This window comes from Thalassovita sp. (assembly GCF_963691685.1).
In the GTDB taxonomy this organism is placed as follows: domain Bacteria; phylum Pseudomonadota; class Alphaproteobacteria; order Rhodobacterales; family Rhodobacteraceae; genus Thalassobius.
This window is the reverse complement of sequence record NZ_OY829290.1, coordinates 2142290-2151545: the sequence shown is the minus strand read 5'-3', so window position 1 is coordinate 2151545 and position 9256 is coordinate 2142290. Positions and strand designations below refer to the sequence as shown.

Annotated in this window: 10 protein-coding genes; all 10 read right to left on the bottom strand. The window is 59.3% G+C overall.

Translation table 11 applies throughout. From position 1 onward, the window contains the following. Positions 1-126: 126 nt before the first annotated feature. Complete coding sequence (lysC, locus tag ACORLH_RS10520; protein WP_420719819.1) at positions 127-357, bottom strand: Rz1-like lysis system protein LysC; 231 nt, start codon at positions 355-357, stop codon at positions 127-129. After that, entirely contained in the window at positions 299-631 is a 333-nt protein-coding gene (locus ACORLH_RS10515; protein ID WP_321832628.1) for a hypothetical protein, read from the bottom strand. The genes lysC and ACORLH_RS10515 overlap by 59 nt, the downstream gene beginning before the upstream one ends. Then, entirely contained in the window at positions 613-1305 is a 693-nt protein-coding gene (locus tag ACORLH_RS10510; protein WP_321832627.1) for a lysozyme, read from the bottom strand. Before ACORLH_RS10510 ends, ACORLH_RS10515 begins: the two co-directional genes overlap by 19 nt. Before the next feature lie 65 nt (positions 1306-1370). Further along, positions 1371-1808, bottom strand: coding sequence for a hypothetical protein (locus ACORLH_RS10505; RefSeq protein WP_321832626.1), 438 nt, complete (start codon positions 1806-1808; stop codon positions 1371-1373). A gap of 2 nt (positions 1809-1810) precedes the next feature. Further along, on the bottom strand, positions 1811-2188 hold the full coding sequence (locus ACORLH_RS10500) for a hypothetical protein (RefSeq protein WP_321829738.1): 378 nt from the start codon (positions 2186-2188) through the stop codon (positions 1811-1813). Positions 2189-2192: 4 nt separating this feature from the next. Next, positions 2193-5675, bottom strand: a complete 3483-nt coding sequence (locus ACORLH_RS10495) for a phage tail protein (RefSeq protein ID WP_321832625.1) — start codon at positions 5673-5675, stop codon at positions 2193-2195. Then, entirely contained in the window at positions 5676-6107 is a 432-nt protein-coding gene (locus tag ACORLH_RS10490; RefSeq protein WP_321832624.1) for a GNAT family N-acetyltransferase, read from the bottom strand. Continuing rightward, positions 6104-6718, bottom strand: a complete 615-nt coding sequence (locus ACORLH_RS10485) for a hypothetical protein (protein WP_321832623.1) — start codon at positions 6716-6718, stop codon at positions 6104-6106. Before ACORLH_RS10485 ends, ACORLH_RS10490 begins: the two co-directional genes overlap by 4 nt. Continuing rightward, positions 6715-7251, bottom strand: coding sequence for a hypothetical protein (locus ACORLH_RS10480; protein ID WP_321832622.1), 537 nt, complete (start codon positions 7249-7251; stop codon positions 6715-6717). Before ACORLH_RS10480 ends, ACORLH_RS10485 begins: the two co-directional genes overlap by 4 nt. A gap of 90 nt (positions 7252-7341) precedes the next feature. Further along, on the bottom strand, positions 7342-9231 hold the full coding sequence (locus tag ACORLH_RS10475) for a hypothetical protein (RefSeq protein ID WP_321832621.1): 1890 nt from the start codon (positions 9229-9231) through the stop codon (positions 7342-7344). Between the last annotated feature and the right edge of the window lie 25 nt (positions 9232-9256).

Below are 9256 nucleotides of genomic sequence, written 5' to 3'. Positions count from 1 at the left end.
GGTCTCTGATCTGAAGGCGACAAACACCATGCATAGTCCAGCTGTTGGACCTACATTCATAGTCAACAACAAGTATCAGCGGAGCGCGGGCATTCGGCTTGATGACGGCTTAAGCGCTGACAACGGTCATTCCAATATCTGCTTTAGAGCCTCCAGTTTAGCGTTGGCACACGCCCTGCCCCGCACCTCGGCAATCAGCGCTTCAGAAAACTGCCCCTCCGTCCGAGGCACTGGGCCGCCGTAGCCCTCGCAGGGGCGCAGCAGATCGGCGGGCACCGGTGGTGGCGGGGCGACCACCTCAGGGGCGCGAAAACAGCCGCTCAGCAGTAGTGCGCAGCAGAGGGGAAAGAGGCGCATCGCGACCCTCCATGGATTGCAGATCATTCTGGACAGCCCGCCAGCGCTCTGCGTCAACCTCGGCGCGGACGAGATATGCACGGTGAACAGCGGCGGCAGTCTCGGCCTGTTCCAGCGCGTGCTGCGCAGAGGCCACAGAGACGCGCAGTGCGGCCACTTCCGCCGTCAGTGCGTCATTGCGCGCTGACAGCCACCACAGGGCTGCGCACAGCGCCAGAACCACCGCCAGGGCTGCAGCGAGGGCGTAGCGGCCCATCACAGCCCGGACAGGCACAAAGCCTGCTCATCGGCGCGACGGTTGACCAAGCCGCGCAACACCTGCCCCCCTGCCCGGCGCCAGCGCGGTAGCTGGTTGCAGGCCTCGCGCCACTCACTCCGCCGCAGGTGTTTGGTCAGTGTGGATTTGCAGGCCGCGCCGATCCCGACGTTGTAGGACCAGCTGGTGACCGCTGCCTGCACCTCTGCAGGAGCCTCGGCCATTTCGGGCACGCAAGCCAGCATTTCACGGTGGAACTCAGCCCAGCGTTCTTTGAACATCCCGAGACATTCGGCATCGGAGTAGTTGTCCCCCTGCTGCACCCCTTCGGTCTCACCAAGGCACACCGTCCAGACCTGCCCATGCGCATCCCAGTAAGCCTGATTTTCCAGCCCTTCCCATTTCGCCGTCATGGGTAGCCCCAGGGCAATGACAGCGGCCGCAGAACCACCGACCCACCAGCGCGCTCTGACCCGCCCGCTCTCCTCTTTCGCAAACCGCGACCCACGCCACCAAACGCGCAGCTTGATCAGCAGCGTCACCAACGCGATCAGCACCCCGATTGATGGGATAATCACCTGGTTGAGCAGCGTGGCATAATGTGCTGCCTCCGCCACCGTAAAGGGCCACGCAATTGCCCCACCACCCACGGGCAGTGCGCTCTTTGCGATCAGTTGTTCTGCTTTGTTCATCGTTGCCTCTCACACGAAAAAGCCGCCCTGTGGGCGGCGGTTGGTTTCAGTTGAGTTTTGCTTACCTAGAGATCCGCGACGGCCCTGGTGTAGCCATCCAGAGCGGCCTCAATCTGGTCTGGATCCTGCGCCCCATCGATGGCCGCAGTCGCCGCCAGACGTTCGCGCTCAATCAGGGGGCCGACATCGCGCCAACGCCCCGCCATATAAGCGATGACCAGCGCCACCTGATAGGGCGTCTGCCCAGTGATACCGACCTCTTCGAAGACGAATTTGAAGGCCGCGAATTGCGCTGGATCTATAGGGTCCGGAGCTGGCGAAGCTGCCAGGAATGCCAGCGCTTGGCGCTCCTTCTCAATATAGGTTATTTCCTGTCCCGGAATACTGGTGATGAACCGCGCGCGGGTTTCACCAACGGCCACCGCCAGCGCCTCTTGCGCGGCCTGTTTCTGGCTGTTCAGGATCGCGCTCTTGCTGGCCGCGCTGCGTGTCAAAACCTGCATCTCTACACCTCAATCACTGTGTTAGACGGCATGGCCGGAAGCGGGGCTGAAACGGTGACGTTGTATGATCCAGAGTCTGCCAGCGAAAAGGCATAGGCAGCACCAGGCGCAAGCATCTCATGGGCCATAACTTCGCCCCCGATCAGGTCATAAACTTCAACCTCTGCCCCGTCCGGCGCATCAATCTGCCAGCCTTCGGCCTGCTTGACAGGCACAGGCGATGCAGGGCGCTGCCTCAGCTCGTCATCCACCATGTAGAAGCCGAGAAAGCCCGCACCGTCCATCTCTGCGGGGATGGCTATTGCCCCGGTGGGCAAAACCGTGGCCTCTCCGTGGCCGACTACATAGATGCCTGTTTGATCGAGTTTCACGAATTTCATCAGATCACCTCACAATTGCGCGTGCATACAGAGACACATCTTTCACATTTGGGATGATGCTCCCTTTGGGTCGACCGCTGGGGAAGCGGGGACCGAGATAACCATAAACAACCGCACGCACTTCAACCTCATCAAAGGCTCCCAGTTTTGTTACCACCACATCGTCGGTACGCCATCTGGAACTGTCGGTCTTAGAAAATGTGTGAATGGTGTCCCAACCGGTCCATGACGCGCCGTTGCGCTGCCGCCATTGAAGTTTGACCCCTGTTTTATACTTGCGGATGTGCCAATCGCCCTCATTGTCCTGTTCCGGCCTCGTTCCCAAGCCTCGCCAAGTTGTCTTGCAGGCAATGTTCCAGAACTCACCGGATGTGAATGCACCCAGAGAGTAGCGAAACACTTCTGCATTTATCGGTAACCTCTGTGCCCCAGAACTTGCATAAGTGACCCCCTCGCTGACCGCCCCGACCTGGATGTCATCGCGTGCGATCAGGTTGGTGAATACAGCGTCCCCCTTCTGCGTGATCGCAAAACCTTGCGTGCCTCTCGTCAGAAGGTTGCCAGCGGCATCAACTGTGCCGTCGAAATTTGCCGACATAACGGCCCCACCAAAGACCGCCAGACCTGCGCTGCGAAATTCAACGGTATTGATCTGCTGCGAGGTGACGCTGCCATCCAACAAAATGTTTGTCGCCCGCACTCTGAACAGTGAGACCGCCCCTGCATCTCCATCCTGCGCGAAGAGGCCTAACTCTGCAGATTGGGCGCCGGCCAGAACCTTAAACACCACACTCGCAGAAGCATTTCCCTGTAGATCGCTGATCGCCGCCGCATGCTGCGCGGCGCGCGCGTCAGTCACCGTGGCTGGATAGGCTTGGAACTTGTGAAACCTTATCGACTTTGTAGTCCGAGCGCCTAACCCACCATAGTTTGCCATCAGATAGACCGAGTGACGATCAAAGGTTCCAGTAAAACCCGCAGGCCGCTCAACAAGAACTGAACCAAAATAGCGCTTACCAGCCTGAATTGGCTCGGAGACAAAATCGCTCAGAGGAACCGCAAAGCGGAAAAGCTGGTTTTTGGTGTTGCGCCAATCGAACAGCACACCCGCGCCGCTGGTCGCACCAGACACAAGTTCAAATTCCAGTTCTAGCCGATAGCGGTCAGCGCCAGCCGCCCCGACCCAACCAGCCTGATCAGACCAGAGTTGCAGGCCACCGTTTTGAACGTCGGTGGTGGTGAACTCATAAAGGTGGCCGCTGGGGTAGTAGGTGCCAGGCCGTTTGGATCCGCCCAGCGACCAGCGCCTCCAAATATCCCCGAAGAAACTGGTGGCGAATACACCGCCACCTAATTGTTCAGAGGTTGCAACCACATCCTTCTTTGCCGAGCTGATTGCCTTGTTGATCGAGGCAGCAGTCAAATAGTCCTGTGACAGCTTAGCGGATACGCCATCGATGCCAGCCTGCAAGCCTTTGCGCTGCCGATCCAGAGCCCCTTTTAAGGTCCCCCCGGCGAAGCCAGACAATAGGGCGTCAATTTCCTTGCCGACTTGAGCAGCATGATACGCCGCGGCATCGATTGCCTCACCAATTTCATCTTGCAGCTGATCCCGCGTAATCCGCAGATCCAGCATGGTGACCTCCAACCAATCCGACCAGACGGTTTGCCGCGCGGTGCCCGGCACATAGCGGCCCTGCACCTCATAGGTCTCAGCCGGAAGGATACCTGCAATAATCAACCCTGCCGCTGCGGCCACATCCTCAAAACGGCCGGAAAAGATCATCGCGCCAGTGGCCTTGACCCGCGCACGCACCTCAACCGCAATCACATCGTCCATGTCGCCATCCCAGCCAACGGCAATGGCCGGGAAACGGCCCGCGCCCTGCGCATCAGTTGACGCGGCAGCAGTAACAGACCAGCCCGCGATGGGCTGCGGCGGGACCACAGGAGCCACCACAGATCCGCCTGTGACGGGCGTATAGTCGGTATTGGTGTCAAAGACGTAATCCGCCGGATCTACTTCCGTCAGATCCACCAGCACATCCGCGTTGGACTGATCCAGAACGCCATCGACCCGAAACAGCTTCGCCACATAGCCATTGCGCGCTGAGGTAAAGGACACGATGTCGCCGGCCTCAAGCGCCCAGAAGCGCGGCGGCAGCACAAAGGTGTGACGGCGGGCGCGGCGGGCCTCATTCAGGCCGCCCTGCATCAGGCGCTGCACCTGCTCCGAATAGGGCACCAGGTCATACTGAACATCCACCATCAGGCGGCGACCACCGTCCTCGACCTCAAAGTCTGGATTGTTAAGCGGCGGCGCGCTTTCAAGCTGCCAAACCTGCGCCGGATCCGGAAATTTGCCGCTCACACCGTTGACGGTATCCGCTAGGCCGAAGAACGGAGTGAAGGTCTGCTCTTCGCTGGACAGAATGTCGTCGTCAGTGATCGACACCACCGGGGCGGAAAGGCCACCGACAAACAGCTTGTAGAGGCCACCAGCCTCAGACACGCGCCCGCTGCAGGTTTCCAGAAGCGCATCCATTGCCTGTGCAATCGGGGCGCCAACAGAGATTTCACCGCCTGCGCGGTATGTGGGTTCCGTGCCATTGGCGCCAACGATTGGCGCGCGACACTTTTCAATCTGATCGATCCAGTGCGCCACAGGCATCTGAGCGGCATGGGTGGCCTGCATGCCATAGAACCACTCACCGCCCCACCAGAGGCCGCGAAACAGATTATAGAGCTGCACAGCTGGCAGGTGGTCCCCATCGCCGCCCCAGGTCGAAGGATCAGACCAGCGTTGAGGCCCGGTGCCGCCAACGGTGCTGTCTTTGGACGGATCATAGAGGCGCGCGCCGGTCAGCTCAAAAAGGCACTCAGGAAAGCCCTGAAACAAGTCCTGATCGATCCGGGCCGTGACAATGGCGTAGGCCGTGCCGTAGCCCACAGCGTCCGCTTCCCAAGGCCGTTGCTGGTTGGATGCTGTATTGACCAAATACGGATCCGCAACCGTCTGGCTGCCGTCATAGAACTTGATCCACAGGTGGTCTTTCTGGTTGTTGCCCTCCTTGTACTCGTTCACCGAAAACCCATAGTCCGGGTGCTCATCGCCAAAGGTGCATTTCTGGCCATCAACCCACAGGCCGTCCAAAGACTGCACCGGCAGGTCACTCAGAGTTATAACCATCGTCAGCCAGCCATTTGGCGCGTTGCCCACCTTGCCCCAGCTGTTGGCGTAGACCAGAGATCCAGCTGTGGCACAACGGCCAATCAGGAAGGATTGCGGCAGATCCGCACCGCGCTGCAGCTGGCCCTTTACCGAGAAAGACGGGGCCGAGGCTTTGCGCCCAGACAGACGCGCGGCCAGCGTGTTGAGGCCAATGCCGACAGCGGTTTTTGCAAGGGTGAACAGGGTCGCGCTGCCGAACAGCGTCCACGTGCCAGCCATGCCGGCCAGCGCTGCAATGCCAGAGAAAAGAGCCATTTAGAGGGCTTTCATAAAGTGACGTTCGGCGGGCTCATAACCGGCCCGCTGATAGAGGCGATCCGCACCGCGCCCACCGATGGCCGCCATGCTGATCAGCTGGCAGCATTCCGCACGCGCCCAGGTCTCATAGCGCTGGATCATGTTCGCCGCCCAAGGCCCTCGTGCCATCGGGTCAATCCAGAACACCAGCTCCGTCGCCACCCGCACCGGCGCCAGTGGCGATTGAGAGTGAGCAGCGCAGAGCATTCCGCGCAGCGTGCCGTCCAGTTCCAGAACCAGCGCCAGCCGGTCAGGGGCCGCGATCTGGCCCGCAATGGACTGAGAGACGTAGGCCGCGTGAAACGGTAGATCTAGGCCAGAGGCAGCGATGAAATCCCGCGCCATGCGCAGCATCTCTGGACGGTCGGTGTCCGTGGCCTGCCGGATCAATTCTTCGTCCCCCAGTTAATGTCCCAGGTGCCCACAACAGCGGCATGTCGGCGGAAGCTGTCACCGGCGTTGCGCAGCCGCTGATAGGCATCTGATCGGGTGGCTGGATTGGAACGCGTCAGCTCCTGGGTGTGAGACACCAAGTTCAGGGTGATTGAGCCGTTTTCGCCTTCGCGCGGGGTCAGCAATTCCGGCTCATTCACGAAGCCAAGGAACCGCGAATAGGCGGGCACAATCTGCTGCAACGTGCCAGGCTCAAACAGCCCCCGGAAAATCTCAACCCGCGCCTGACGGGCGTCATAAGTGCGGATGAGGTGGCTTGCATCGCCGATCTGGCTCAGCTGCACCGTGACGTTCTGGACCGTCAGGTTTGACACCAGAGGAATAGGGCTGACCGAAATCAAATCCCCTGCCCCGTCAAACTGTCGGCTTTGCACCGTCTGTGTTTTGGGATCGATGACCTGCAAGGTTTCGGTGGTCAGGTCCGACCAATACCCCTTCTGCACCTCAGCCCCATTGTCACGGCGGCGCACAGTGAGCCAAAGCAGATCGCGGATGTTGAAGCTGCGGCCTTCCAGCGCCAGCTGCGCCTCTGGTGATAGAGCCCTCATGTGATCACCTGCAGGGCTGAAAAGGAAATGCGATCGAGATTGCCGGAAGGCTGGCGTTGAACAGTGTCCTTTTCCAGCTGGAAACGGGCGCAAGGCTGCCTAAGCACGGCGGTCATACCGGGCACAATCGCTGAGCGGACGAACGGCCGCACCTCAAGCCAGCCAGTTTGGCCAGCTCCATCAGCAACGCTACCCAAGGCGCATTTGAGCAGGTGCAGGTTTCCAGCGGCATCAATCGAAACATAGTCGCTCTTGCTGAGAATGAAGCCCGCGGGAAGCCCTGCTAGGCGAAGGGCCAACCGATCTGCCCGCACCTCCGCCACGGTAACCGCGCTGAGGTCTTCGCCTGTATCAACACGTGGCACTGGCCGCCGGGGATCATACCCTTCAAACAGATGCACGCCACCCTGCAGGCTCAACAGATCCGTTTCCAGATCCATCGCGTCGTCGCGAAGCATCACAGCGGTTTGCCATGTGCCGCGCCAGAGCATTGGCCCCATGTCTTTGATCACAGAAACGCCGTTTCCTGTCACTGACCCTTCTTGGCGCCAAACGGGTTTCAAATACCCATCACGCAAGGAAAGGCCTTCGATAAGGCCCGTCAACGGATAACTGATCGCCATTTAAAGCCTCATTTGCTTTTGAGCGAGTATCACTTCGGTGACAACACGGGACCCAAACTCTTGGTTGGCCTTTTCAAGCGCTCGCTCCAGCCTCAAGACGGCCGCAGCATCCGCGCCCTTTGCATCGATCACCGGAGCGAAGACAACAGAGGTGGAGCCGCCGGCCGATTGCTTAGTGTGGTCGATGACGGTTTCCTGAGGGTGCAGCATGGCCAAGAAGCCGCCCTTGCCATCCAGCCCGCCCGATCTCGGGCCGCTGCCGGTATCGCCGCCGCCGTCAAAGGACAGGAGGCCCCCAAGGAGCCCGCCAAATGTTGAACCGCCACCACCTGAGAAAATGCCTGCAAGTGGCCCTTCACCAAAGAGCAGAGCTTCGAACGCCGCCCGTTTGATTGCCCGGGCAAGATCATCCAGCGATGACACGCCATCCGTTGCCATGTCCAAGATGCTTTCTTTCAGCATCCCATTGATTTCTTCGAACTCGTTTGCACTGCCGATCACGTCAGCGTAGCGGTCATCCAGCTTATCGATCGCCGCGGTATATTGGGCTGTCGAGATTTCGCCGGTCTCGTGCATGTCGTTGAGCTTTTGAAGCACTTCGTTGTAGCGCTCTACGGTCAATCCTGCCCGCAAGAAAGCCTTGGCTTCCCGCTCTGCTTCGCTGACCGCTTTGCGGCTAGAGCCCCCGCGGCGTTTGGGGTCAGGGGTGGTATAAGTCGAGATAATGCCGACATTGCCTTTCCCCAGGTCACCAGAACGATAGAGACTTTGACGGGCGGCATCAGGACCAACAACGCCTCCCCCACCTAAACCCAGCTGGGAAGCCCGTTCCAGATTGGCGGCAATGCCTTCAGCGGCTTCTTTGAGGCGTTCCGCCTCATCTGCACCATCTCCAATACCAACCGCAATCCCGCCTGCCGTCGCCTCGATTTGAGAGAATACAGTGAACGCTTTCCCGGCCATAAACGCCAACTCTGCCATCTCCGGCGGGATTTTTGCGCTGCCCGCGTAAGATGAGGAGATTGCCTCGCTCAATTTTCGGGCACCCTCAGCGGCTTCCTCGGTGGATCCGGCCGCATTGATTTCCGCAAGAGCATCTTTAATGCGATATGCCTCTGCGGTGGTTAAACCGAACTCATCTCGGATGGCATTCATCGCGTCTTCAACGGCTTGCTCTAGGGGCTGTAGTTCCCCAGCCAAAAGCTGCGAACCAAACTCGTCTGGATCAAAAACCTGAGCGAGATCTATAGCTTGCGCCATTTCGCGACGGGTATTTGAGAAAACTGCGAGCGCCGCCTCCAGCCCGCCGAGAGTGTCTGCAGCCCCCGTTACCGCCTCGTTCACAGCAGTGAGTGCGCGCGTTGCAGCAAGCCCAGCCAATTCAGCATGCAGTTTTCTAACCGCATCCGCGTTAAAGCCATACTCTTCGCGCAAATCTTTCAGGCTGGTCATCGCGATGTCCGTTGTGCCCTCAAAGTCTCGAAAAGCTGTCTCAATCTCCTTCATCGCGTCTTCGAGGTGATCAAGTTCGTCAGAGGTGTCGAATATGCCTTGCGCCAGCCCGTAAAGGATAGGAATGGCGGCACCAGCAGCGATACCGATGGCGCCAAACCCCAGAGCAAGGTCTGGCGCTTGTATCGCCAGCGCCTGGAGGTAATTGCCCGTTGCGGCTCCCTGTTGGGCGACCTGCGACAACTGCATCGATGCCATACGAAGGGAGGTGTTTTGAGTGGAGAACTGACGGTCTGCCGTAGCGGCAGCAGCACCAACTTTTTTCACTTGCCGCTCAGCTTTTGCGCCAGCTTTGCTGAGCCGGTCGAGTTCTGTTTTGCCGGTTGTGACCTGCCGGCTATCGACAGCGATGCCGAGACGTGCAACGTCTAGTGCCATTGGATTACCTATTTTGGAGAGAAGA

Coding starts and splice junctions, on each gene's coding strand:
- lysC (WP_420719819.1), bottom strand. CDS start 357: ATGCGCCTCTTTCCCCTCTGCTGCGCACTACTGCTGAGCGGCTGTTTT.
- ACORLH_RS10510 (WP_321832627.1), bottom strand. CDS start 1,305: ATGAACAAAGCAGAACAACTGATCGCAAAGAGCGCACTGCCCGTGGGT.
- ACORLH_RS10505 (WP_321832626.1), bottom strand. CDS start 1,808: ATGCAGGTTTTGACACGCAGCGCGGCCAGCAAGAGCGCGATCCTGAAC.
- ACORLH_RS10500 (WP_321829738.1), bottom strand. CDS start 2,188: ATGAAATTCGTGAAACTCGATCAAACAGGCATCTATGTAGTCGGCCAC.
- ACORLH_RS10495 (WP_321832625.1), bottom strand. CDS start 5,675: ATGGCTCTTTTCTCTGGCATTGCAGCGCTGGCCGGCATGGCTGGCACG.
- ACORLH_RS10485 (WP_321832623.1), bottom strand. CDS start 6,718: ATGAGGGCTCTATCACCAGAGGCGCAGCTGGCGCTGGAAGGCCGCAGC.
- ACORLH_RS10475 (WP_321832621.1), bottom strand. CDS start 9,231: ATGGCACTAGACGTTGCACGTCTCGGCATCGCTGTCGATAGCCGGCAG.